At 64.2% G+C, this 22,202-nt stretch carries 21 protein-coding genes and 1 pseudogene; 11 read left to right on the top strand and 11 right to left on the bottom strand.

Annotated features, from left to right (window positions below; all coding sequences use genetic code 11):
- The first annotated feature begins 201 nt into the window (after positions 1-201).
- From AC4LFW_RS16555 to AC4LFW_RS16590, 8 genes are all read left to right on the top strand, one after another.
- Positions 202-1,212 (top strand): SDR family oxidoreductase, encoded by a 1,011-nt coding sequence (locus tag AC4LFW_RS16555; protein WP_491820457.1) that lies wholly within the window; start codon positions 202-204, stop codon positions 1,210-1,212.
- Between the two features lie 136 nt (positions 1,213-1,348).
- Positions 1,349-1,954 (top strand): hypothetical protein, encoded by a 606-nt coding sequence (locus tag AC4LFW_RS16560; protein ID WP_491820458.1) that lies wholly within the window; start codon positions 1,349-1,351, stop codon positions 1,952-1,954.
- 65 nt (positions 1,955-2,019) lie between these two features.
- Positions 2,020-2,697, top strand: a complete 678-nt coding sequence (locus AC4LFW_RS16565; RefSeq protein WP_491820459.1) for a response regulator — start codon at positions 2,020-2,022, stop codon at positions 2,695-2,697.
- Positions 2,694-4,091, top strand: coding sequence for an ATP-binding protein (locus tag AC4LFW_RS16570; RefSeq protein WP_491820460.1), 1,398 nt, complete (start codon positions 2,694-2,696; stop codon positions 4,089-4,091). The genes AC4LFW_RS16565 and AC4LFW_RS16570 overlap by 4 nt, the downstream gene beginning before the upstream one ends.
- Positions 4,092-4,175: 84 nt before the next feature.
- Positions 4,176-4,619, top strand: a complete 444-nt coding sequence (locus tag AC4LFW_RS16575; protein WP_491820462.1) for an ester cyclase — start codon at positions 4,176-4,178, stop codon at positions 4,617-4,619.
- Positions 4,620-4,725: 106 nt separating this feature from the next.
- Positions 4,726-5,379: a DUF2238 domain-containing protein gene (locus AC4LFW_RS16580; RefSeq protein ID WP_491820463.1), complete on the top strand. Its 654-nt coding sequence runs from the start codon at positions 4,726-4,728 to the stop codon at positions 5,377-5,379.
- 140 nt (positions 5,380-5,519) lie between these two features.
- Entirely contained in the window at positions 5,520-5,831 is a 312-nt protein-coding gene (locus AC4LFW_RS16585; protein ID WP_491820464.1) for a hypothetical protein, read from the top strand.
- A 240-nt stretch (positions 5,832-6,071) separates the two neighbouring features.
- Positions 6,072-7,709 carry a methyl-accepting chemotaxis protein gene (locus tag AC4LFW_RS16590; protein ID WP_491820466.1) on the top strand — a complete coding sequence of 546 codons (1,638 nt, stop codon included), beginning with the start codon at positions 6,072-6,074 and terminating at the stop codon, positions 7,707-7,709.
- Between the two features lie 4 nt (positions 7,710-7,713).
- Here the strand turns inward: AC4LFW_RS16590 and AC4LFW_RS16595 are convergent, their stop codons facing one another.
- From AC4LFW_RS16595 to AC4LFW_RS16640, 10 genes are all read right to left on the bottom strand, one after another.
- The gene (locus AC4LFW_RS16595; protein WP_491820467.1) at positions 7,714-9,369 is read right to left on the bottom strand and encodes a proton-conducting transporter transmembrane domain-containing protein; all 1,656 of its coding nucleotides are present in this window, start codon (positions 9,367-9,369) and stop codon (positions 7,714-7,716) included.
- A complete protein-coding gene (locus tag AC4LFW_RS16600; protein WP_491820468.1) occupies positions 9,366-10,862 on the bottom strand; it encodes a complex I subunit 5 family protein in 1,497 nt (498 codons plus the stop codon). Before AC4LFW_RS16600 ends, AC4LFW_RS16595 begins: the two co-directional genes overlap by 4 nt.
- Positions 10,859-12,283 (bottom strand): complex I subunit 5 family protein, encoded by a 1,425-nt coding sequence (locus AC4LFW_RS16605; protein ID WP_491820469.1) that lies wholly within the window; start codon positions 12,281-12,283, stop codon positions 10,859-10,861. The genes AC4LFW_RS16600 and AC4LFW_RS16605 overlap by 4 nt, the downstream gene beginning before the upstream one ends.
- Positions 12,280-12,579, bottom strand: a complete 300-nt coding sequence (locus tag AC4LFW_RS16610) for an NADH-quinone oxidoreductase subunit K (protein ID WP_491820471.1) — start codon at positions 12,577-12,579, stop codon at positions 12,280-12,282. The genes AC4LFW_RS16605 and AC4LFW_RS16610 overlap by 4 nt, the downstream gene beginning before the upstream one ends.
- Positions 12,576-13,487 (bottom strand): Na(+)/H(+) antiporter subunit B, encoded by a 912-nt coding sequence (locus AC4LFW_RS16615; protein ID WP_491820472.1) that lies wholly within the window; start codon positions 13,485-13,487, stop codon positions 12,576-12,578. The genes AC4LFW_RS16610 and AC4LFW_RS16615 overlap by 4 nt, the downstream gene beginning before the upstream one ends.
- A complete protein-coding gene (locus tag AC4LFW_RS16620) occupies positions 13,480-13,776 on the bottom strand; it encodes a cation:proton antiporter (RefSeq protein ID WP_491820473.1) in 297 nt (98 codons plus the stop codon). The genes AC4LFW_RS16615 and AC4LFW_RS16620 overlap by 8 nt, the downstream gene beginning before the upstream one ends.
- Positions 13,769-14,020 (bottom strand): MrpF/PhaF family protein, encoded by a 252-nt coding sequence (locus AC4LFW_RS16625; protein WP_491820474.1) that lies wholly within the window; start codon positions 14,018-14,020, stop codon positions 13,769-13,771. The genes AC4LFW_RS16620 and AC4LFW_RS16625 overlap by 8 nt, the downstream gene beginning before the upstream one ends.
- Positions 14,020-14,511: a Na+/H+ antiporter subunit E gene (locus tag AC4LFW_RS16630; protein ID WP_491820476.1), complete on the bottom strand. Its 492-nt coding sequence runs from the start codon at positions 14,509-14,511 to the stop codon at positions 14,020-14,022. The genes AC4LFW_RS16625 and AC4LFW_RS16630 overlap by 1 nt, the downstream gene beginning before the upstream one ends.
- Positions 14,512-14,594: 83 nt before the next feature.
- Positions 14,595-17,012, bottom strand: coding sequence for a glycoside hydrolase family 65 protein (locus AC4LFW_RS16635; protein WP_491820477.1), 2,418 nt, complete (start codon positions 17,010-17,012; stop codon positions 14,595-14,597).
- A complete protein-coding gene (locus AC4LFW_RS16640; protein WP_491820478.1) occupies positions 17,005-17,964 on the bottom strand; it encodes a PfkB family carbohydrate kinase in 960 nt (319 codons plus the stop codon). Before AC4LFW_RS16640 ends, AC4LFW_RS16635 begins: the two co-directional genes overlap by 8 nt.
- Positions 17,965-18,259: 295 nt before the next feature.
- On the opposite strand from AC4LFW_RS16640, the gene AC4LFW_RS16645 reads away from it, so the two are divergent.
- From AC4LFW_RS16645 to AC4LFW_RS16655, 3 genes are read left to right on the top strand one after another with little or no spacing between them, the layout of a single operon-like run.
- Positions 18,260-19,942, top strand: a complete 1,683-nt coding sequence (locus tag AC4LFW_RS16645; protein ID WP_491820479.1) for a carbon starvation CstA family protein — start codon at positions 18,260-18,262, stop codon at positions 19,940-19,942.
- Positions 19,939-20,202, top strand: a complete 264-nt coding sequence (locus AC4LFW_RS16650; protein WP_491820480.1) for a cory-CC-star protein — start codon at positions 19,939-19,941, stop codon at positions 20,200-20,202. Before AC4LFW_RS16645 ends, AC4LFW_RS16650 begins: the two co-directional genes overlap by 4 nt.
- Positions 20,193-21,179, top strand: coding sequence for an ArsA family ATPase (locus AC4LFW_RS16655; protein WP_491820482.1), 987 nt, complete (start codon positions 20,193-20,195; stop codon positions 21,177-21,179). Before AC4LFW_RS16650 ends, AC4LFW_RS16655 begins: the two co-directional genes overlap by 10 nt.
- An 83-nt stretch (positions 21,180-21,262) precedes the next feature.
- Here the strand turns inward: AC4LFW_RS16655 and AC4LFW_RS16660 are convergent.
- Positions 21,263-22,201: pseudogene (locus AC4LFW_RS16660) on the bottom strand (phosphatidate cytidylyltransferase).
- Position 22,202 lies beyond the last annotated feature (1 nt).

Consider the following 22,202-nt stretch of genomic DNA (forward strand, 5'->3'; position numbering starts at 1 on the left):
ATTGGCCATCAAAAGAGTTCCGCAGAATCTGACGCAACCCTGCATGCACTTGCGCGCTTTCGAGTAGGAGACTGCCGCGCAGTGGCACCAGCCAATAGCCAAGCGTGTCCAGCCTCTGCCATCCATCGCCTGCCCGGAACCGCAAGCGGGCCCCCGGCTTCTACCGAGCCAAGCCCCTTCATTGAAATCCGAGGACATCCAATGCGCATCTCTCTGAAACCCTTGCATGAGCAGGTCATCGTCATCACCGGCGCCTCGAGCGGAATCGGCCTTGCCACCGCCCGCCTGGCTGTCGAAAAAGGTGCCCGCGTGGTGCTGGTGGCGCGAAATGAAGAAGCGCTGGCCAGCATCGAGCGCGACCTGAATGCAGGCGATCGGGTCATGCATGTGATGGCGGACGTCGGCCAGCGTGAGCAACTCGAGCACGTGGCCAAGGAAACGATCTCGCACTTCGGCGGCTTCGACACCTGGATCAATAACGCCGGCAGCTCGGTCTGGGGCCGCTTTGACGAGGTCAGCGACGAAGATCATCAACAGGTCATGCAGACCAATTTCTGGGGCACCCATTACGGCTCCGCAATCGCAGTGCAACATCTACGCGACAAGGGCGGTGCGCTGATCAACATCGGCAGTGTCGAGTCGGCCAATGCGCTGCCTTTCCACAGCAGCTACAGCGCCAGCAAGCACGCCATCAAGGCCATGACCGACGTGCTGCGGGTGGAACTGGAGAAATCCGGCACGCCTGTTTCGGTAACGCTGGTACGGCCGTCCTCGACCGATACCATGTTCATGGACCACTCCAAGAACTACCTACCCAGCGCGCCGGTGTTTCCGCCACCTGTGTATGCGCCAGAGGTGGTCGCCCAGGCGATTCTGCACGCAGCCGAGCACCCGCAACGCGACGTCTATATCGGTAATGCGAAGCTGTTGTCGAAGCTGGCCCAGAATGCGCCTCGCCTGGCCGACTGGATCAACCGCACCTTTGTCTATGACGCGATCCAGAGCGGGCGTCCGGAGCGAGATTCGCGCGGCGCACTTTACGCCAATGACGTAGGCAGGGCCGGTGACGGCAAGGCCAGCGGTGACTACCCCGGCATGGTGCTGACCCGCAGTCTCTACACCCGGGCCACGCAGCATCCGGTTGCCACCACCGCAGCCGTGGCGGTGGGAGCCGCAGCGCTGATCGCCCTGTTGGGACGTCGCGGGCGCTAGCGGATTGGCGGCGCAGCCCTTGCTGCGCCGTCTTCGCAGCCGTTCAGCTCAGGTTCAGCCAGGGTTCAGGCGCGGTTCAGGGGACCGCAGGCAGGATGGAGACGTAAATTTTTCCACGCCTGCAAAGGAGCGACACATGAACAAGCTGCATAGCCTGACCATCGCCACCACTCTCAGCGTTTTCGCCCTCGGCGCCCAAGCCGCCGACAACTTCGTCGGCCTCACCTGGGGCAAGAGCACGGTCAATATCGATCGCTCCAGCACCCTGAAGCAGAACATGCCCGGTACCAACCGTTTCGATGACACCATCAAGAACAGTGGCACCTGGGGCATCCGCGCGGGCCAGATGACTGACGAGGCCCGCTACTATGCGACCTATGAGAATGTCTCCGATGACTACGGCAGCTCGCTTAAACTGCGCCAGCAGAACCTGATCGGCAGCTATGACCTGTTCCTGCCGATCGGCGATACCACCCGTCTGTTCGGCGGCGCCAGTGCCGGCCTGACCAAGCTGGAGAACGAGTCCAGCGGTTACCGCCGCGACAGCGACATCGGTTATTTGGTTGGTCTGCAGGCCGGTGTCCTGCAAGACGTCGGCAACAACACCTCGATCGAAGCGGGTTACCGTTATCTACGTAGCAACGCCGGCACCGAAGTGGCTGAGCGCGGCGTCGGCAAGGTAGGCTCGATCGACGTACACAGCAGCAAGCAGGCCTACCTGGGTGTGAACTATCAGTTCTAAAGCGCAATTTGCCCAATGGACCACGGCCGGGATTGCCCCGGCCGCTTGCATGACAGGAGCCGAGGATGAAAGTGCTGGTGGTGGAAGACGAGGCGCTGCTGCGCCACCACCTGTTGACTCGCCTGAGCGAAAGCGGCCACGTCGTCAACGCAGTGGCCGATGCCGAAGAGGCGCTTTATCAGACCCGCGAATTCAATCACGATCTGGCGGTGGTCGATCTCGGCCTGCCGGGTATCAGCGGGCTGGACCTGATCCGCCAGCTGCGTAGCAATGGTGAGCGGTTTCCCATCCTCATCCTCACGGCGCGGGGCAACTGGCAGGACAAGGTCGAAGGGCTTGCCGCCGGGGCCGATGACTACGTCGTCAAACCCTTCCAGTTCGAGGAGCTCGAGGCGCGGCTCAACGCGTTGTTGCGTCGCTCGTCCGGCTTCACCCAGGCCAGCATCGAAGCCGGGCCGCTGCGGCTCGATCTCAACCGCAAGCAGGCGCTGATCAACGATGAACCGCTGCCGCTGACCGCGTTCGAGTACCGCATCCTTGAATACCTGATGCGTCATCAGCAGCAGGTGGTGGCCAAGGAACGCCTGATGGAACAGCTGTATCCAGACGACAACGAGCGCGACACCAATGTCATCGAAGTGCTGGTCGGCCGCTTGCGGCGCAAGCTGGAAGCCCAGGGCGGGCTGAAACCCATCGATACCGTTCGCGGTCTCGGTTATCTGTTTACCGAGCGCTGCCGATGAGCCGGCGCTGGCGCCGCTGGCTGGTGCTGGTGCGAACCTCCCGCAACGGCAGTCTCTCGCTGCGGTTGCGGCTCATGCTGGGCGCTACCGGCCTGGCCATCCTGTTCATGTTTGCCCTGCTACCGGTGCTGCAGGCTGCGTTCAGCCTTGCCTTCGAGCGCGTCATCGAAGAGCGCCTGGCCGCCGACGCCAATACCCTGATTACCGCGTCGCGCATCGAAGGCGGCCGGCTGGTCATGCCCGCCCGCATGCCGGACGAGGAGTTCAACCTGCCTGACGCCAAATTGCTGGGCTACATATTCGATCCTCAAGGCAGACGGCTCTGGCAATCGCGCTCGGCCGAAGACGAAAGCATCGATTATCGGCCGCGCCTGCAGGACGGCGTTACCGAATTCAAGCGAGTGCGTGACGCAGAGGGCGTGGAATATTTCGTCTACGATGTCGAACTGCGACTGAGCGACGATCGGCGCCAGGCCTTCAGTTTCGTCACCATGCAACCGACCAGCGAATACCGCAGCCTGTTCGAGGAATTCCGTCAGCAGCTCTACCTCTGGCTCGGCGGAGGCCTGCTGGTTTTGCTGACACTGCTTTGGCTGGGCCTGACATGGGGCTTTCGCTCGCTCAAGCGCCTTAGCCATGAGCTGGACCTGGCCGAGGCAGGACAGCTCGACCGGCTGAGCGAGCGGCATCCACGTGAGCTCTTGCGCCTGACGCGCTCGCTGAACCGACTGCTCGATGGCGAACGTCGCCAGCGCGAGCAGTATCGCAATTCGCTCGGTGACCTGGCCCACAGCCTGAAGACACCCTTGACCGTCCTGCAAAGCGTCGGCGAGGTCATCAGCGCCCAGCCGGACAACCGTGAGCAATCCCGTGTCATGCGCGCGCAGATCGAGCGCATGAGCCAGCAGATTGGTTACCAGCTACAGCGGGCAAGCCTCGGCCAGAGCGGCCTGGTGCGCCACCGGGTCGCATTGCTGCCGTTGCTGGTGCGCCTGTGCAGCACCCTGGACAAGGTCTATCAGGACAAGCGTGTACAGGTCGGGCTGCAGCTGCCTCCAGAAGCTACCCTGCCGCTGGAGCAGGGTGCACTCATGGAACTGCTCGGCAACCTGCTGGAGAACGCCTACCGGCTCTGCCTCCATCAGGTACGCGTCAGCCTGCAACAGGACGGCGAATGCCTGATGCTGAGCGTCGAAGATGACGGCCCCGGCGTGCCGGTCGATCAGCGCGCACGCATCCTGCGTCGTGGCGAACGCCTTGACGCCCAGCACCCTGGCCAGGGCATCGGCCTGGCGGTGGTCAAGGACATTCTCGACAGCTATGGCGGCGAGCTCAGGCTCGATGACTCCGATCTTGGTGGCGCAGCGTTCCGCCTGCGCCTGCCTGCGGACTGAAATGACAAAGCACCCACGCGATGGATGCCCTGGCAGGTTGCCATTGCTAGAGTTCACCTTCCCAACAAGCACTGGACGCATCGGATGTCACCGGATGATTACAAACGACGGGTACGCAAACACGTCGACCTGAGCTGGAACCGCGGCCATCTGGCGCTCGCCGAGCAGTTGCACGGCAAGGATTTTCTCTACAAGAGCTCGTTCGTCGGCCATCCCCTGTCCAGCGCAGGCTTCGCCGCCATGGTCATGCAGATTCGTACGGCCATGCCGGATCTCCAGGTGGTGATCGAAGAGTGCGTCGCCGAAGGCGACAAGGTGGTCACCTGGAGCACGCTGATCGGCACTATTGAAAACGCAGCGCTTGGCTATCCTCCCAGCGACAAGGTGCTGAGCATTTCTGCCATGGCTTTCTGGACCCTGACCCCAAGCGGACTAATTCGCGAGATATGCACCATGTTCGACATGGAAAGCTTCCGCTCCCAACTGGGCCTGGCAACACGCACCTACGCGGAGAAAGCCCTGCCCTGACGCCGGCTGATCGGCACGCAAAGCGGCGATTCGCTTCCTCGTGGCAGACAACGCCCCGGTTTTGCGGTCCATTGCACAGTCGCCCCGCTATCGAAAGGCAGGTTGAATGCACCGAACGCTGTTGCTCAAGACCCTGGTTATCCTTGTCTTGCTGGCCCTGCTGGCCTCCGCCTTCAGCCCGCATGACCGCACCACCTGGCTGATGGAGATTTTGCCCGCAGCCATCCTGCTGCCGGCTCTGATCTACAACCATCAGCGATTCCCCCTCTCGTCGCTGCTCTACCTGCTGCTGGCCGTTCAGGCGCTGGGGCTGATTGCCGGTGGGCACTACAGCTTTGCCCGCGTTCCGGTGGGCTTCTGGCTGCAGGACTGGCTGGAGCTGGACCGTAATCCCTATGACCGGCTGGGGCATTTTCTTCAGGGGGTCGTGCCGGCGCTGATCGCCCGCGAGTTGCTGGTGCGCAAGGATCGTGTCCATGGCAAGCACCTGTTGCCCTTCGTCTGCGTGTGCATGGCGATGACCCTGAGCGCCGTCTACGAGCTGGTCGAGTGGGCGGCGGCGCTCGGCCTTGGCCAGGGCGCCGAGGAATTCCTCGGCATGCAGGGCGACCCCTGGGACACCCAGGCCGACATGTTCTGCGCCCTGCTCGGCGCGCTCACGGCCATGACACTTCTGGTTCGTCTGCATGACCGCAGCATGGCGGCGCTGGATCAACCCCGCCGCAGCAGCGGGAAGGTTGTCGGCAAAACGGCCAGCTGAACCCTGGCTGTTTCGCTATCGGCGAGCCCTGGAATCAAGTATCAAGACTGTCGATTAGCAGTATCGATACGCTCACGTTTGTCCACTTCGTCCTCGCCCGTAGCATGGGTCCCGTACCCACTCCTACCGAGGACAACATCATGAAAAAGCTATTTGCAAGTCTGATTCTGGCCAGCCTCGCCTCCACCGCCTTTGCCATTCCACCGAGCCACCCGCAGCCGGTTCTGGGTGAGGCGCAGAGCCCTTCCACTGTCGGGAAGGCCGCGCCAGGTGATCGGGCCCTCGCCGAAAATGGCTTTGATCGTACGCCCCTGAGCGAAGGGCTCGCCGAGGACGGATTCGACCTGACGCCGCAAGCAGACCAGGTTGCCGACGACGGTTTCGCCCGTACACCACTGGGGCAACTGCTGGCAGAAGACGGTAGCGACCGCACTGCGCTCGGCACCGTCTGAACCAAACCGCTCCATTCGAGGCGCCGTTGGCGCCTTTTTTTCGTCTCGACATTTCTCACCGGCCTCTCCGGCCTCCCGGGATGCAGGCACCTAGCCTATCCCGACAGCTTTACATTCACCCAATCGATACGGGGCTTGTACAAAACCAATACCAAAGTACAATTGATTGATATCTAACGGCCATTATTATGACCGCACAGTCAATCCGTGAATTAATCCTCCACCCTTCAGAGAACAAGAATGAACCTGACCGTTAAGCTGAAGCTCGGCCTGAGCTTCGCTGCACTGACCCTCATCGTGCTGTTCGTCTCCGCCCTGGCGATGGTGGAGCTGGCCAAGTTCAACGACACCTTTTCTGACTATGTGGAAGGAGTGAACGCCCGCGAGGAGCTTGCATCCGAGCTGCTGATCGCAGCGCAGCGCCGTGCGGTCGCGGCACGTAACCTGGTGCTGGTGACCTCCGATGCCGATCTTCAGCTCGAGCATGCCGAAGTGGTGGAAGCCCACCGCGACGTCCAGACCCATCTCGCTGAGCTGCAAACTGCCGTTGGCCGTATAGCTGATGCGGGCAAGGAAACCCAGCTGCTTGCCGAACTGACACGCGTCGAAAGCCTTTATGGTCCGGTGGCACTGGACATCGTCGAGCGCGCCGTAAACGGACAGCGCGAAGAAGCCATCGTACGGATCAACCGTGACTGCATACCCCTGCTTCGCCAGTTGCTGGCAGCAGGCGAAGCCTATATGCAGCACAGCCGCGAAGCCGCCAACGCCGAAGTCCTGTCCGAACACGCCGAGTACGAAACCCAGCGCAACCTGATGATCGGGGTGAGCATTGTGGCCGTACTGCTGGCCCTGGGGCTCGGCATCAGCATCGTCAGGGGGCTGTTGCGTACCCTCGGCGCGGAACCCCTTGAGCTGTCTGCCGCTGCCCGACGCGTGGCTTCGGGCGACATGCGCAGCCTGCCCGGTGCCAGCCGCGCCCCGACAGGCAGCGTGATGGCCTCCCTCGGCGAGATGCAACGCAGCCTTGGCGAGCTGATCGGCCAGGTGCGCAGCTCGGCAGACACCATCTCCGGCGCCGCTGCCGAACTGTCCAGCGCAACGGAACAGGCCAGTGCCGGCGTGGTGGCGCAGAAACAGGAAGTCGATCAGGTCGCGACCGCGATACACGAAATGGCCGCCACCGTTCAGGAGGTTGCGAGAAATTCGGAGCAAGCGGCCAATGCCGCGCTGTCTGCCGATCAGCAGGCGCAGGCCGGCGAGGCCACTGCGCGCCAGGCCGTCAGCCAGATCAGGCAACTGGCCGAAGAAGTGGCCCAGTCCACCGGGGCCATGACGCGCCTCAAGCGCGAGAGTGCACAGATCGGCGGGGTGCTGGATGTCATCAAGTCCGTGGCCGACCAGACCAATCTGCTGGCGTTGAATGCCGCGATAGAGGCAGCACGGGCGGGCGATGCGGGTCGAGGGTTCGCCGTGGTGGCTGACGAAGTACGCACCCTGGCTCGGCGCACCCAGGATGCAACCGTGGAGATTCAGAACCTGATCGGGGGGCTGCAACAGATTGCCGAAGAAGCCGCCGCGACCATGCAGGCCTGCAGCGAGCTGACTGAACGCACCGTTACGGGGGTCGATGACACCGGTGCAGCGGTGGTCGACATCACCCGCATGATCGCCTCCATCCAGCAGATGATGCAGCAGATCGCAACCGCCGCCGAGCAGCAGAGCGCCGTGGCCGAGGAGATCAGCCGCAGCGTTACCCGCGTGAGGGATATTGCCGACGAGTCGGCGACGTCGGCCGAGCAGACCGCTGCCTCCAGCGTGGAACTGGCGCGCCTCGGCGGCACCCTGAGCAAGCAGGTCGGGCACTTCCAGGTCTAGCGGTTCACCACAGCCATCCCAGCCACAACAGGGCTGCCAACAGCCAGGCACTCAGGCTGAGCGCGCCCTTGTTCCAGAAGCGGTTCCAGCAGCGCTCGCGTTGTCGCCAGCGCGAAGCATCCGGGCGAAGGATGGGCACCGGCAACGGCGGACGCAGTACCAGGCGTCTGAGTCGCAGCGAGAGCGTCAGCGTCGGGTTGGGTAGATTCACCAGGCGTGCCGGAACCTTCCAGCCCCTTTTCAAGGCCACGCCAGCCAAAACCGATGCCAGCAGTAGCGGCCATAGTGCGGCCCAGATGCCACCCGGATAGAGGCCATGCAGCATCGGCTCGCGCAGCGCGGGCCACAACCAGGGCAAGAGTAACGAGCTGCTGCTGAGCAACGCCCAGGGCAACAGCTGAGGTAGCGGTGGACGGATCGCGGGCGCATCGCGGGCATCCTGGCGTAGCAACCACAGCGCGCGAATCAAAAGCAGGGCGGTAGTCAGGCTGCTGAGGCTCAGCCAGACCAGCCAACTTTCGAACTCCCCGGCATGCCAGACGTCTTTCAACGCTGTCTTGACCGCCCCGCCGCTGGTCAGCGGCAACCCCACGATCGCCAGGGCTGGCAGTGTCAGGATCGCCCAGCCGATGCGCGGAAGACGACCGGCATGGATCAGGCCCGCCGCGAGAAACAGCGCCCCCTTGGCCAGGCCGTGATGGACGCCGTAGAGCATCAGCACGACGGTCATCGCCTGAAGTTGCTCGGGATGTCGCCAGGCCAGCGCCAGCAGCATCACCAGATAGCCCATCTGACTGACCGATGAATAGGCCAGCACCGCCTTGGCCTTGCCTGCAACGAGCCCGAGCAGCGCCGGATACACAGCCCCGAAGATGCCCATGGCGAGCAACACGTCCGCCAGGCTGGACAGCAACGGATCGCTTTCCGGCAAGCATCGCCAGATGCCCAGCAGACCGGCCTTGAGCATCGCCCCCGACAGCACCGCGCTGGCCGGTGCAGGTGCTGCCGGATGGGCCAGGGGCAACCAGACGTGCAGTGGCCAGAAACCGGCCTTGAGCCCCAGTCCCGCCAGCAACAGGATCAGCGTCAGGCCATCCATGGGCAGCGTTTGCCAGGCGGCGAAGGAGAAATCGCCGTCCGCGGCGTGGCTGCGCAGCATCAGCCCAGCGAGCAAGGCCATTTCGCCGCAGATGGCCAGTTGCAGGTACAGCCGTCCGGCGCGACGGGGGCCTGGCCCACGCCGATGCACGATCAACCCATACGCGGCGAGGCTCATGGCGCTGAAACCGAGGTAGAAGCTCAAGGCGTCGGTCGAGATGATCAGCATCAGGTTGCCGGCCAGCGCCAGCAGCCAAAAGGTCCAGAAGCGAAGCAGACAAGCGTCATCCTTCTGGCTGCTGCTGGCGAAGACGCTTGCACAGCCCCACAGCAGCGCGGTGAAGCCCAGCCAGGCACGGCTGAGGTCATCGCTGGCGCCCCAGCGCACGCCATCCCAGAGCATCGGCAGCTCCAGCAAGGGAACGGGCTGAGCAACCAGCGCCAGCGCCGGAATACAGGCCAGCCATAGCCAGCCGATGGCCCGTTCGCGCCAGATGGCCAGGCAGCCCGCGGCGAGAAGTGGCGCCAGCGGCACCAACATCCAGAGCCAGGCGCCGCTCATATCTCGAACTCCCGATTGACGATCAACTGCGCCCAGCCCAGCGGGCTCAGCGCCGTGCCGGCCAGCACGCCCACCAGCACTGACAAAAAGGCGGTGAAGATCGCGGGGAGCAACAACATCCAGTGGGTTTCCCAGCGCTCCTCGCGCCAGTTGTCTTCATGCCAGTCAGCCGGTTCGGCAAACCAGCCACGCCACAGCAGCGGCAAGAAATAGCCGGCATTGAGCAACGCCGAGCCCATCAGGACCAGCAGCACCCAATCCTGCCCGACCTCCAGCGCGCCCATGCCCAGCGCCCATTTGCTGACGAAGCCAGCGATCGGCGGAATGCCGATCATGCCCAGCGCACCGATACTGAACGCAGCCATGGTCAGCGGCATGCGCCGGCCGACGCCGTCCATTTCGCGAATCCGGTGAATACCGAGTGTTTCGGCGAAGATACCCGCGCAATAAAACAACGTGACCTTCATCAGCCCCTGATGGACCAGATGCACCAGCCCACCGACCGCCGCAATCGGCCCGAGCAGCGCAACGCCAAGTGTCACGTAGGACACCTGACTGATGGTCGAGTAGGCCAGGCGCTTCTTCAGCTCCTGCTGCTGCAGAGCGCGCATCGAGCCATAGAGGATCGTTGCCGCGGCCAGCCAGAGCAGCGGGCCGGCCATGTCCAGTTGACCCATCGCCTCGGCGCCATAGACGTCATAGACCACCCGGATGATGCCGAACGCACCGGCCTTGACCACCGCCACCGCATGCAGCAGTGCACTGACCGGTGCCGGCGCCACCATCGCCTTTGGCAGCCAGCCATGCAGCGGGATCAGCGCTGCCTTGACCCCAAGCCCGGCGACCAGAAGGACGAAGGCGACGCGCAGCGCCAGGTCATGCTCGCCCACCGCGTCCAGAAGATAGCCGCCCGGCTGGAAATCCTGCCCACCGGCCAGGCCATGCAGCAGCGCCACGCCCATCAATACCAATGCACCGCCGCCCACGGTGTAGGCCAGATAGACGCGCCCGGCGCGCAGCGATTCGGGCGTACCTCGATGCACCACCAGCGGGAAGGTCGCCAAGGTCAGCATCTCGTAGAACAACAGAAAGCTGACCAGATTGCCCGCCAGCGCGAGACCTACGGTGGCGCTCACGCAAAGGCTGAAGTAGCCGAAGAAGCGCGACTGCAACGGAGAATTTTCGAGGTAGCCAATGGCGTAGATGGTCGTCGCCAGCCACAGCACTGACGATAGAGTAACGAACAACAGCGACAGCGCATCGCCCTGCAGCACCAGCGGCGCCCCGGGAAGGAATGGCAAGCTGAAGCGAAACTCCAGGCCGCGGCTCACGCCATAGATCATCGCCGCCACCAGCAACAGCTTGATCACCACGCCACAGAGGTTGAGCGTCACCCGCAAGCGACGCTGATCTTCACGCAGGGTAAAGATCAGCAGGCCCGGCACCAGCGAGCTGAGCACGATCGCCAGCGGCAGCCAGTGGGTCCAGTTCATCGCGCCACCCCGCCGATCCACAGCAGCAAGGGCTCACTGATCAGCGCCAGGCCCAGCACCAACAGCGCCGGCAGCATCGCCAGCCATTGCGCAACGGGATCAGGCTTGACGCTGGGTGGGTTGGGCCGCGCACGATCGAAGCCCAGCGCCACTACACGGAACACATAGGCCGCCGACATCAGCGTGCCGAGCAGCACACCAAAAGCCCACGGCCAGTGCTGAGGTTGCTCGAACAGCGGCTGCAGCAACAGCCACTTGGCAAGAAAGCCTCCACTGGGCGGCAGACCGATCAGGCTGCCCCCTGCGACAGCGAAGGTCGCCATGGCCACCGGCATGTTCTGGCTGGCCCCTTTCAGCGCGCGCACCCGACGCGTACCCAGCACCCGCTGCAGCTCGCCGGCGGCCAGGAACATCGATACCTTGGCCAAGCCGTGGGCGAGGATGAACAGCCACAGCGCCGCTTCCATGCGCGCTTCCTGCCAGTGCAGCAACAGGCCGAGCGCCAGCAGCGCATAGCCCAGCTGCGCAACCGTCGAATAGGCCACCAGCATTTTCAGACGTGGCGCTCGCAACGCCGACCAGCCGCCAGATATCAACGCCAGGATGCCGGCCCCAGCGAACAGAAACCCGGCCTGACGCCCCAGTTCCGGTGGCGCGATCTGGCTCCAGATCAGCCACAGGATATAGATCGGTCCCTTGACCACCAGCGCAGAGAGCAAGGCGCTGACGGCCGTCGGTGCGCCGGAATGCGCCGGGGGCAACCACAGGTGCAGCGGCCACAATGCCGCCTTGAGCATCAGCCCGACACTCATCAGCAATAGCGCCAGCCGGGTCGTGTTGTCGGCCTCGGTCAGCTCGGCCAGTACCAGCACATCGAGCACGCCGTAGCGGCCATAGAACAACGCGACGCCAAACAGGTAAGCGAGCGACCCGGCCAGCGACAGCATCAGGTAGTTGAAGGCCGGTCGATAGGCCTTGCGCCCGGCCAGTGCCACCAGCGCCACGGCACAGAGGCTCAGCAATTCAAGCGTGACGTACAGGTTGAACAGGTCCGCCGATAGCCACAGTGCGACCAGCGACGCATGCAACAGGCAGGACAATGGCCAGTAGTCCTCGTTGCCGGTGGCGTGCGGGCTGCGCGCTGCATAAAGCGCGACCAGCAGATGCAGGCCGGCGGTAAAGACCATCAACAGCGCGGTGAGCGGGGTCAGCTGGAACCGGATCGCCAGCGGTGTCTCCCAACCGCCGATCTGCAACAGCTGCGGCCCGAGGCTGATCGCCTGCTGCAAGGCAAACGCCGCGGCGGTCAGGCTGGCTGCGCTCATCAGGATCACGCAGAGGCCACTGCGAGCCGGCCGCAGCAATACCAGCAGCAGAGCTGCAAGCAGCGGTAGGGACAGGCTCAGTAACGCCGCATTCATTGTCGCGGCTCCTGCTGGCCCTTTGAGTGCTCCGGGCCTTGCGCCACGCCGGCCAACCGCAACGCCAGGGCGGTGGCGCTGACCGCCACCACCAGCCCGGTCACCACCAGCGCTATCAGCAGCGGATCGCTCGGCTGGCTGCGCGCCGCCAGGGCAATCATCACCAGAAACACGCCACTGCCCATCAGGTTGAAGGCGATAATCCGGCGCAGTGCCTGACGCAAGGTCAGCAGGCCGTGCAGCCCGAGTAACCAGAGCGTGGCACCGATGATCATCCAGAACAGGCCGCTGCTCATGAGGAGACGTCCTCCCCTTCGCCCACCACCAGCAGGCTGAGGCTCGCAGCGATCGACAAGGTCGCTACGCTCTCGATCAGAACGATGAGCAGCTTGGCCGCCCCGCGTGGGTAAGTCAGCCAGCCCTCGCCCAGCCAGGCGGTCATCAACGCAACACCGATAAAGACCAGCAGGCCGCCCAGCACCAGCACGCGCAACGGCATGGATGACCAGCGCAGTCGCGGCAGCAGGCCCGACAAGCGCAGTAGCACCACACCCGAGGCCAGTATCGCCCCAGCCTGAAAGGCGCCACCTGGCGCGCTGGCACCGCGCCACAGAATGTAGCCGGCGGCCAGCACCAGCAGCGGCGCGAGCACCCGCGCCCAGGCTCGCAGAAGCGGCCAGGGTTCGGCCAGATCCAGTGGTCGCGGCCCCAGTTGCCGAGCGCCAAGCAGCGCCAGCAGCAGGACGCACAGCTCCAGCAGCGTGTCCCAGGCGCGGTAGTTCAGCAGCACGGCGGTTACCGGGTGGCTGACACCGGTCTCATCTAGATGCAGCGTGATCAGCGCCGGCAGAAGCGGCTCTAGCTCACTCAGCGGCGCCAGCCCTTGTACCAGCAGAATCAGCAGTGGCAACACCACGGCGGCAGCGCCGAGACGGCGTCTTGTGTCGGTGGCCTCAGGCTTGTCTGCTGGCCGCGGTTGGCGAGCGAGAGCGGTGAATAGCAGAACGCCGGTCAGCCCGGCGCCAATCGCCGCTTCGGCCAACGCCAGGTCCGCTGCGCCCAGGCGCGCCCAGATCAACGCCAGCGCGAGGCCGAAGGCGATGAACAGCAGCACGCTGGTGTAGAGGTTGCGACCATGCAGCGCGCCAAAGGCGAGCCCCAACAGCAGCAGCCCAAGCACCCCGTCGAACAGCCACTCAGTCATCGCGTGGCTCCTCACCGGCCTGTCGCGCCAGCAACTGGCAGGCGGTGGCGCTGGAGGCCAGCAGCAACAGCCAGATCAGCAGCATCTGCCCGACCTCCCATAGGCTGTCGGCGCGCAGCGAGAGGCCGGCAATCACCAGCCCGAGGCCCAGGGTGTCCGCCTTAGTCAAGGCATGCAGACGGCTGACGGTGTCGGGAAAGCGCAGGAGACCGATACTGCCCGCCACGAAAAACAGCAGGCCGCCAACCAGCAGCAGCCAGCTGAGGCCATCCAGCAACAGCTCAGTCATGCCGGCCCCTGCGCAGCAATTGCACCAGCGCGGCGCTTGCGACCGCCGCGAGCAATCCCAGCAGCAGCGCCACGTCACGTAACGCCGGTTGGTGTTGCCATTGAGCAAGCACCAACAGCAAGGCCGTGCCGGTGGTGCCGAACAGCTGGATTGCCAGCAGCCGATCCACCCGACCCGGCCCCAACATAACGCGGCCGAGCCCGATGATGATGGTCAGCAGCAGCAGGGACGCGTACACCGCCATCAGTGCGAGCGCCCCCGCACCAGCAGCTGCTCGAGTCGCTGTTCGAGTTCGCTCACGGTGGGTTTCCACGGCTGGCGCTGATCAAGCACATGCACCCGCATCTGGTCGCCCTCCACTCGCGAGGCCAGGGTGCCGGGCAGCAGGCCGACCAGCGCAGAGAGCACCAGCCGCACCTGGGGCGAAGGGCTGGCAATCGGGTAGTCGAGCCACGCGGGCTGCAGCGGTCGGCGTGGATGAACCGCACGCACGGCCACATCCCAGCCACCAGCGGCCATCTTGCCGATAAAGAACAGAAGAAACCCAGGCAGCGCCCGCAGCGAAGGGTGCCAGGGCCGCAACCCTAACCAGACTGAAAGCCCCGTGGCCAACAGGATGGTTGGTATACCCAGCGACCATCCGCCACCTTCGCTGAAGAGTGCCCAGATGAACGCATAGATCACCAGCCAGCCCAACCCATCCAGCCATCGGCGAGCGCTTCCGACCTCCATCATCACTGCGTCTCCTTGTCTGGCACGTCCTGTTATGGAACGGGCTCTGGACCGGACGTTCCGCTGAATCGACCCGCCTCCTTGTTTCAATGCGTTGCCGAGCGATCCTGCGGCGGCGGGATGGCGATCTCGAGCGACTCGCCCGGCCCCAGCTGGCAACTGCCTTGAGCATAGTGCAGCGGCACCGAACCCGAGTTTTCATCGGCGGCGCGAACCCACAGCGAGCCGTCAGCCAGCTGCAGATGCAGGCGTGCCTGCCGGAACACCAGTGACAGCGCTATCTGCCGCAACTGCGGCGGCGGAGAGGGGAAAATGTGTAACCCATCAAGCTCCAGACGCACCCCAAGGTAATGGCGCTGCATCACGTCGAGCGAGCCACACATGGCGCCGAGGTGGATGCCTTCCTGGGTGCCGCTGTTACCCGGCGAGCCCAAGTCTGTGGCTAGCGCCTGCTGGTAATAGGTCCATGACGCGTCGCTGTCGATACCCGCCAGCGCACCGGCGCAGACGACCTTGGACAAGCTCGACTCATGGGTGATGCGGGCAAGATGGTAGGCGACGGTGTGGCGTGTGCAGGCACTGTCATGGCGATAGCCCAGACGCTCGAGGATTTGCTGCAACGTCTGACAGGGCAGCAGGTGATAAACCATCAGCACATCGGCCTGTTTGGTCAGCTGGTAGCGATCGCAGCTGTCATGCCGCGCTTCGAGCATCCAGTCCAAGCGCGGCCGGTCGCCGTGCAGCCACTCCTGCGGAGGCGCTTCCAGCTTGTCGAAATCTTCGAACTGGCTGAGCAATTGGTCATCGACGAAGGGCAGGTAAAGGTTTTCAGCCACCGCTTGCCAGTGTTCCGGCTCGTCCGGCTCGAATCGCAGTCGTTGCCGTAGCGCGGCTGCATCGGGCTCACTGAGCAACGCCAGCACCTGCCGCGCGCGGTCGAGCGTCCAGGCCGCCATCAGATTGGTGTAAGCGTTGTTGTTCAAACCCGGCTCTGCGGCGTCCGGGTAACTGTTGTGATACTCGTCCGGGCCGATCACGCCGCAGATCAGGTAGCGCTGCCGCGACGCATCGAACTGCGCCAGGCTGGCCCAGAACCGCGCCACTTCAATGACCAGCTCACCGACCGGCCCGGCCAGCAACGCCTCGTCAGTGGTGGCCAGATAGAGCTGCCAGGCGTCGTACGCCACGGCCGAACCGATATGCCGCTGCAGGCGGGTGTGGTCGGCCATCCAGCGACCGGACATCGGGTTGCACTGCCACGGCGGCGTCTCCTCTTCGCCCGTGCGTGCGCTGCGCCAGGGGAACATGGCCCCCCGCAGCCCGGCGCGACGGGCCCGCTCGCGCGCCTTGTCGAGCCGGGCATAGCGGTAATCCAGCAGGCTTCTGGCCAGCTCTGGCCAGTGGGTCGCGAGTACCGGATAGGCAAACAGCTCGTCCCAGAACACCTGGCCGTAATAGCCTTCCATCCAACCCCGAGGCGGAAAGCCGAGGTCACGCCCAACGCTGAGCGGCGACACGGTTTGCAGCAGATGGAACGCATGAAAGTGCAGCGTACGCTGCAGATCCGGGTCGCCCGCGGTGAGCGACAACCCCTGCCACAGCCTTTGCCAGGCTTCGGTGCTGGCCTGTTCCAACTGCTCATAACCGTCACATGGCAACTGTCGCTGTGCCTCGACACGCGCATCCTCGCCGGTTGCGGGTCGTTCCTCGTCGACCAGCACCACCGCGCACTTCTCGATGATCAGCCGACCGCTGTCCGGCACGGTGCAGTCCGTCTGCTGGATCAGCCGATGGTCCTCGAGGGTGGCGCGCCATTGCAGAGGTTGCTCGGGCGTCCTGATCTCTGTCGCCAGCGCCAGTCGACGGCGATGGTCGTGCAGCCGGGCGCTGAGTGCGGCCACGCCCTTCTCGTCATGGTCGTAGGCAAGGTGCTGCAATCGCCGTCCTTCATAGGCACGGTTGCGGCGAACCCCGGCGTTGCGTACGCCACCGTCCAGCACTGTCCGCAGGCGCACCCGATGGCCGGGCGGCAACTGCAGCTCCCAGCGCAGCACGGCAAGATTGGGCGTCGCCATGCTGACCAGACGACGTTCCAGCAACCTCACCCGATATTCAGCCAGATCGAATTCGAGGTGCCGTTCGAGCACGCCGGTGTCCAGGCTCAGCGCTTGCCGATAGCGCTGCAGGTCGACCCTATCGAGGCTGAACCAATCGCCATCATCTAGCGCAAAACTGAGACCGAAGGGGTCCGGCAAGTTGACCAGGGCCGCCATCTGCACCGAGTCACCATTGACCTCGCGCGGCGCCTCGTCATACCAGCCGGCGCGGTAGAAACCCGCGTAGTGGTCGCTGTCATCCACATGCGGCTGAACCGAGGCTTCCGGCGCACTGGCCCGCCACGACAGGACCCCGTTGCCCAGCGCGAGCAAGGCTTCGCGCCGTCGCTCATCGCCGCGGTCGTAATGCTCGAAGACGACCTGGCACCGCGTGTCTGGCTCAGCCATCCAGCGTTCTCGCGTTGTCGAGTAGCTTCTGGGCCAGCTCGACCACCTGTTGCCGATCGGCATACGCGGGCTGCGAGCCGTAACCTGTGACAGCCAGGTTCGCCGCGGCCACGCCCCAGGCGGCGGCCTCCCGTGGCTCAAGGCCTTCGAGCAAGGCAACGGCGAACACGCCGGTAAAGGCATCGCCAGCGCCGGTGGTATCGACCGGCTCAACGTCGCCCGGCGGGATGTGCAGGGTCTGGTCAACCGTCGCCAGCACGCAGCCGCCATCGCCCAGTTTGATGCACACCACGGCAGGCCCGTCGCGCTGCAGTTGACGCGCGGCTTTCGCAAGCTGGTCCCGGGTGTCGAGCGAACGGCCGACCAGCCCTTCGGCTTCCGAGACGTTTGGTGTGATCGCATGCAGTCTGGGCAATAACGCTCGCTCCACGCGATCGGGGAAGGACGGGTCGAGCACCGCCTGGATGCCCCTTCGAGTGGCCGCTTCCAGCGCCTGGCGTACCACCGGCGCCGGCACTTCGTAATCGAGCACCAGGCAGGCGGGCGTTTCGCAACCGTCGATGGCCGCGGCCATGGCTTCGATGGCCGCGTCATCCCAGCAATCGTTGGCATTGGTCGCCAGGACGATGTTCTTCTTCCCATCCGGCGGCACCATGATCATCGACACGCCAGTGAACTTACCCGAGGCGCGCCCGACGTTATCCACCTCGACGCCAGCCTGGCGCAGCGGCTCGAGTGCCTGTTCGGCCAGCCCGTCATCGCCGACGCGGCCAAGCAGCAGGCTGCGGTGACCGAAACGGGCGCCGAGGTACGCCGTGTTGCTCGCTTTGCCGCCGGACAAGCGGCACAGATCATGGGCCAGCTGGGTTTCGCGGCTGCCAGCGGGTTCGTCGACCCGCACCTGGAAATCGGCATTGATGCTGCCAAGCGACAGCAGGGTGAGGCGTTGCATGGACGTGCTCCAGCGGCTCAGGCTCGTCCTTCAACGGACCTGAACCGCCGGCGAGGGTTCGCCGCTCTGCTGCGTGCGGGCAGGTTCCGGTCGCCGCCGTTGGCCTGTCCTGAACGGGCGAGACGACCGTTCTTGACTGCTGGCGGAACCCTTCACGAAGCCATCGCTCGAATCTGCAGCGTCGGTGCCGCACCGACAACAGCGAACCGCTACCTGCATGGGTGGCATGGATCACTGGGCAAGTAGCCCAAGCCTGCGTGATGCCTGTTTTGGCACGCGTGCGAGGAGCCGTTAGATGAGTGCGATTGCGTTGATGATTGTCGGGCTGGCGGCGATGTCGCTGGGGTATGTCTTCTATTCGAAGTTCATCGCCGCGAAGATCTACCGCCTTGATCCCACCTACCGTACGCCGGCCCACACCATGCGCGATGGCGTGGATTACGTGCCGACTAACAAGTTCGTGCTCTGGGGCCACCACTTCACCTCGGTGGCGGGCGCCGCTCCCATCGTTGGCCCGGCCATTGCGGTGATCTGGGGCTGGGTGCCGGCGTTCATGTGGGTAGTGATCGGCACCATCTTCTTTGCTGGCATCCACGACTTCGGGGCGCTCTGGGCCAGCGCGCGCAACCGCGGGCAGTCGGTGGGCATGCTCAGCGGTCGGCTGATCGGTTCGCGCGGCCGCAGCCTGTTCCTCGTGGTGATTTTCCTGGTGCTGCTGATGGTCAACGGCGCCTTTGCTGCGGTGATCTCCAATCTGCTGGTCTCGACGCCGACTTCGGTGATCCCTGTGTGGGGCGCGATCGTCGTCGCGCTGGTGATCGGCCAGCTCATTTACCGCTACAACGTGAAACTGTTGTGGCCTTCACTGGGCGGTGTGATCGTGCTTTACCTGCTGATCCTGCTGGGCAGCCAATTTCCGGTCTCGCTGCCGGACACGGTGCTGGGCCTGAGCGCCAAGTCGTTCTGGATTCTGCTGCTGTTCGCTTACGCCGCCATTGCCTCGCTGCTGCCGGTGTGGGTGCTGCTGCAACCCCGCGACTACATCAACGGCTTGCAATTGTTCGTGGGTCTCGGCTTGCTCTATATGGCAGTGTTGTTCGGCGCACCGGAGCTGGTCGCACCCGCCTATAACGCTGACCTGCCGCCAGACAGCCCGAGCATTGTGCCGCTGCTGTTCGTCACCATCGCCTGCGGTGCGATTTCCGGCTTCCACGGGCTGGTCGCCTCGGGCACCACGTCGAAGCAGCTGGACAAGGAGACCGATGCCCGTTTCGTCGGCTATTTCGGTGCCGTAGGTGAAGGCATGCTCTCGCTGGCGGCGATCATCTGCTGCACCGCCGGCTTCGCCACGCTGCTCGACTGGCAGCAGGTGTACACGGCGTTCGGTCAGGGCGGCGTAAATGCCTTCGTCCAGGGCGGCGGCACCCTGCTGGCCAACGGCCTGGGCCTGCCGGCGGACCTCGGCGCTACCATTCTTGCCGTCATGGCGATCCTCTTCGCCGGCACTACCATGGACACCGGCCTGCGCCTGCAACGCTTCGTGATCCAGGAGGCCGGCGAGCTGGCGGGCATGAAGGTCAACACGATGGTCGGCACCCTCATCGCCGTCGGCGTCTGCATGGCGCTGGCCTTCGGTGCCGGCTCCGAGGGTAGCGGCGGGATGGCGATCTGGCCGCTGTTCGGCACCACCAACCAGCTGCTGGCGGGGCTGACGTTGTCGATCATCACCGTGCTGCTGATCAAGCAGGGCCGGCCCGCGATGTACACGCTGGTGCCATTGGTGTTCCTGCTGGCGATGTCCATCTACGCGCTGCTGGTGCAGATGGGCCAGTTCTATCGCGCCGAAAACTGGTTGCTGCTGGGCATGGACGTGGTGATCCTCATCGCCGCGCTGTGGGTCACCCTCGAAGCGATCATCGCCATGCGCAAGGGTCGCGACCCGGCGGCCGACCTGACCACGGACGAGCCGCTGCCATGACAGCGCAACCGTTCCTGGAGCGCCTGTCGGACGGGCTGAAGGAATTTTACGTCGCGCCCTACCGGCGTACCTTCGCCCGCGCCCGGCGCGACGAGGACGACCTGTTCATGCTGCTGGTGTTCTCCGAAGCACTGGGCGTGCCCAACCCGGCCGCCTGGTACACCCTGGAACTGATGCCGGAGCTCTACGAACGTTTTCACGACTGGCACTTGCGCATGGGCATGGAGCACTCACCGCTGGACCACATCGGATGCTGCTAGCGCTGGCCGCCCAGCGGAGGGTGCTGTTCATAGGCGGCAAGGGCGGCGTCGGCAAGACCACCGTCGCGGCCGCCACTGCCTTGCAGCAGGCGCGTGCCGGGCGCCGCGTGCTCTTGGTGTCCACCGATCCGGCGCACAACCTCGGGCACCTCTGGAATCGCTCGATCGGGTCGAACATCGTGCGCCTGGCAGCCGGGCTCGACGGGCTGGAACTCGACCCCGACGAAACCGTTCGCCAACACCTCGATGAAGTCGGCAGCGCCCTGCGCCGGCTGATGCCGCCCCATCTCGCCGGCGAGGTCGACAAGCACATGGCACTGTCCCGCGACGCACCCGGGATGCACGAAGCGGCGTTGCTCGAACGCATCGCGGATACCGTCATTCAGGGTCTGGCCGAGTACGATCTGCTGGTCTTCGACACCGCGCCGTCCGGCCATACCTCGCGCCTGATGGCATTACCGGAAATGATGACGGCCTGGACCGAAGGCCTGCTGCAGCGACAGGAACGCAGCAAGCGCTTCGGCAACGTGCTGCGCAATTTCGGCAAGGACGACAGCGGTCTCGGCGAAAGCGTGCTCGGCCAGGAGCAGGGTGACGGCGAGGACCGCCAGCAGCGCGTACGCCAGTTGCTCTACCGACGCCGCGAACGCTTCGGTCAGCTGCGTGACCTGATCCAGGATCGCCAGCGCTGCGCCTTTGTCATCGTGCTTGCCGCCGAGCGACTGCCGGTACTCGAGACCATCGAGCTACAGGCCCAGCTGCAGCGCAGCGGTATCGACGTGGCCGGATTGGTGGTGAACAAACGCTCCCCGGCCGACGCCGGTCCCTTCCTTGCCGAACGCCATGCAGGGGAACAGCGACATCTGGACACGCTGCGCCAATCGCTCCCCGACCTGCCCCTGCAAGAGCTGCCGCTACTGGCCGAAGACGTGGTCGGTGAGGCGGCGCTGGCGGCATTTGGGGACCGGTTGAGTTGAAGCGAGGCCGCCTGGTGGGGCATTTCGATCGTTGAACGATGCCAAAGCGGACCGCCCTTTCTTCCGAACACGACCCGAGGGCGTCACACCGAAAAGAAGTAGCGGGTGAGATGGAAGAATACCGGCGCCGCGAAACACACCGAGTCCATCCTATCCAGCATGCCACCGTGGCCTTTGATCATGGTGCCCCAGTCCTTCGCCTGCAGGCTTCGCTTGATCGCCGAGAGCGTCAGGCCACCCAGAAAGCCCATCACCACGATCACGAATGACATGGCCAACGACTGATAGAAGCTGAACGGTGTAAGCCAGAACATGCAGCCTCCAGCCAGCACCGCCGCCAGGCCGCCGCCTACCAGCCCTTCGATTGTCTTTGAGGGGCTGACGATAGGCGCCACCTTCGTTTTTCCGAACAGTTTCCCGAACACATACTGCAGAACGTCGCTGATCTGGACGACGAACATCAGGTAGAACAGCAACAACGCGTTCTGCCCTTCGAACCCTTCCAGATCGAGAATCAGCAACGCCGGTGCGTGGCTGATGCAATACACCGTAATCATGACGCCCCACTGAATCTTGGCGACCCGCTCAAGAAAGGCATCGGTTTCCTGTGACAGCACGGCAATCGACGGCAGGAACAGAAACGCATAAACCGGGATCAGCAGCGTCACCATCGAATACCAATGGATGCCGATGAATATGTATTGCAAGGGAATGAGGATAAAGAACGCCGCGAACAGCGCGTTGTGATCGCCAAGCCTGGTTGGGGTAAGTGTGATGAACTCTCGCAGCGTAAAGAGCGAAACGAACGCGAACAGCACCACCGTTGCCGTGCTACCCAACAGGTACGAGGCGACAAAGATCGCGATCATCGACTACCAGGCGTTGGTTCTCAGGTTCAGGTTTTCGACTGTCGCAATCGCACCGTCCGTCCTGACGAAGCGCTTCAGAATCAGTCCTGTGACGGTGGCCACCGTGAGCAGGGAAACGACCCCAGCCATCAACAGATAGAACTTGTTTTCGATC

The sequence above is a fragment of the Stutzerimonas sp. C6.4V genome, assembly GCF_058536345.1.

Bases quoted from the DNA above. Each gene is read 5' to 3' on its own strand.
- AC4LFW_RS16655 (WP_491820482.1), top strand. From the start codon at position 20,193: ATGCTGCTAGCGCTGGCCGCCCAGCGGAGGGTGCTGTTCATAGGCGGC.
- AC4LFW_RS16565 (WP_491820459.1), top strand. From the start codon at position 2,020: ATGAAAGTGCTGGTGGTGGAAGACGAGGCGCTGCTGCGCCACCACCTG.
- AC4LFW_RS16645 (WP_491820479.1), top strand. From the start codon at position 18,260: ATGAGTGCGATTGCGTTGATGATTGTCGGGCTGGCGGCGATGTCGCTG.
- AC4LFW_RS16560 (WP_491820458.1), top strand. From the start codon at position 1,349: ATGAACAAGCTGCATAGCCTGACCATCGCCACCACTCTCAGCGTTTTC.
- AC4LFW_RS16570 (WP_491820460.1), top strand. From the start codon at position 2,694: ATGAGCCGGCGCTGGCGCCGCTGGCTGGTGCTGGTGCGAACCTCCCGC.
- AC4LFW_RS16630 (WP_491820476.1), bottom strand. From the start codon at position 14,511: ATGATGGAGGTCGGAAGCGCTCGCCGATGGCTGGATGGGTTGGGCTGG.
- AC4LFW_RS16590 (WP_491820466.1), top strand. From the start codon at position 6,072: ATGAACCTGACCGTTAAGCTGAAGCTCGGCCTGAGCTTCGCTGCACTG.
- AC4LFW_RS16580 (WP_491820463.1), top strand. From the start codon at position 4,726: ATGCACCGAACGCTGTTGCTCAAGACCCTGGTTATCCTTGTCTTGCTG.
- AC4LFW_RS16650 (WP_491820480.1), top strand. From the start codon at position 19,939: ATGACAGCGCAACCGTTCCTGGAGCGCCTGTCGGACGGGCTGAAGGAA.
- AC4LFW_RS16610 (WP_491820471.1), bottom strand. From the start codon at position 12,579: ATGAGCAGCGGCCTGTTCTGGATGATCATCGGTGCCACGCTCTGGTTA.
- AC4LFW_RS16605 (WP_491820469.1), bottom strand. From the start codon at position 12,283: ATGAATGCGGCGTTACTGAGCCTGTCCCTACCGCTGCTTGCAGCTCTG.
- AC4LFW_RS16585 (WP_491820464.1), top strand. From the start codon at position 5,520: ATGAAAAAGCTATTTGCAAGTCTGATTCTGGCCAGCCTCGCCTCCACC.
- AC4LFW_RS16635 (WP_491820477.1), bottom strand. From the start codon at position 17,012: ATGGCTGAGCCAGACACGCGGTGCCAGGTCGTCTTCGAGCATTACGAC.
- AC4LFW_RS16575 (WP_491820462.1), top strand. From the start codon at position 4,176: ATGTCACCGGATGATTACAAACGACGGGTACGCAAACACGTCGACCTG.
- AC4LFW_RS16555 (WP_491820457.1), top strand. From the start codon at position 202: ATGCGCATCTCTCTGAAACCCTTGCATGAGCAGGTCATCGTCATCACC.
- AC4LFW_RS16615 (WP_491820472.1), bottom strand. From the start codon at position 13,487: ATGACTGAGTGGCTGTTCGACGGGGTGCTTGGGCTGCTGCTGTTGGGG.
- AC4LFW_RS16600 (WP_491820468.1), bottom strand. From the start codon at position 10,862: ATGAACTGGACCCACTGGCTGCCGCTGGCGATCGTGCTCAGCTCGCTG.
- AC4LFW_RS16640 (WP_491820478.1), bottom strand. From the start codon at position 17,964: ATGCAACGCCTCACCCTGCTGTCGCTTGGCAGCATCAATGCCGATTTC.
- AC4LFW_RS16620 (WP_491820473.1), bottom strand. From the start codon at position 13,776: ATGACTGAGCTGTTGCTGGATGGCCTCAGCTGGCTGCTGCTGGTTGGC.
- AC4LFW_RS16625 (WP_491820474.1), bottom strand. From the start codon at position 14,020: ATGGCGGTGTACGCGTCCCTGCTGCTGCTGACCATCATCATCGGGCTC.
- AC4LFW_RS16595 (WP_491820467.1), bottom strand. From the start codon at position 9,369: ATGAGCGGCGCCTGGCTCTGGATGTTGGTGCCGCTGGCGCCACTTCTC.